At 68.4% G+C, this 1,016-nt stretch carries 1 protein-coding gene; it reads left to right on the top strand.

The features are described from left to right. The coding region (gene groEL / locus ACZ6R6_RS49375; protein WP_470104486.1) for a chaperonin GroEL at positions 1-1,016 on the top strand (1,016 nt) is incomplete at both ends.

The raw sequence follows: 1,016 nt of genomic DNA on the forward strand, positions 1-1,016 counted from the left end.
GTACGCGAGGGTCTGCGCAACGTCGCCGCCGGCGCCAACCCGATGTCGCTGAAGAAGGGCATCGAGGCCGCCGTCGAGCGCGTCAGCGAGGAGCTCTCCAAGCTGGCCAAGGACGTGGAGACGAAGGCGCAGATCGCCTCCACCGCCTCCATCTCCGCGGGCGACCCGCAGATCGGCGAGATGATCGCCGAGGCGATGGACAAGGTCGGCAAGGAAGGCGTCATCACCGTCGAGGAGAGCAACACCTTCGGCCTGGAGCTTGAGCTCACCGAGGGCATGCGCTTCGACAAGGGCTACATCTCGCCTTACTTCGTGACCGACCCGGAGCGTATGGAGGCCGTCCTCGACGACCCCTACATCCTCGTCGTCAACTCCAAGGTCTCCGCCAACAAGGACCTGCTCCCGGTCCTCGACAAGGTCGTGCAGGCCGGCAAGCCGCTGCTGATCATCGCCGAGGACATCGAGGGCGAGGCCCTGGCCACCCTGGTCGTCAACAAGATCCGTGGCCTGTTCCGCTCGGTCGCGGTCAAGGCTCCGGGCTTCGGTGACCGTCGCAAGGCCATGCTGGGCGACATCGGCATCCTGACCGGCGCGCAGGTCATCAGCGAGGACCTGGGCCTGAAGCTGGAGTCGACCACCCTCGACCAGCTCGGCCGCGCCCGCCAGGTCATCGTCACCAAGGACGAGACCACCATCGTCGACGGTGCCGGCGACGCCGAGCAGATCGCCGGCCGGGTCAACCAGATCCGCGCCGAGATCGACAACACCGACTCCGACTACGACCGCGAGAAGCTCCAGGAGCGCCTGGCCAAGCTGGCCGGCGGCGTGGCCGTCATCAAGGCCGGCGCGGCGACCGAGGTCGAGCTCAAGGAGCGCAAGCACCGCATCGAGGACGCGGTGCGCAACGCCAAGGCGGCCGTCGAGGAGGGCATCGTCCCCGGCGGCGGCGTGGCGCTGCTGCAGGCCGGCGCCAAGGCCTTCGACAAGCTGGAGCTGCTGGGCGACGAGGCCACCGG

This window comes from Streptosporangium sp. NPDC048886, assembly GCF_055586905.1.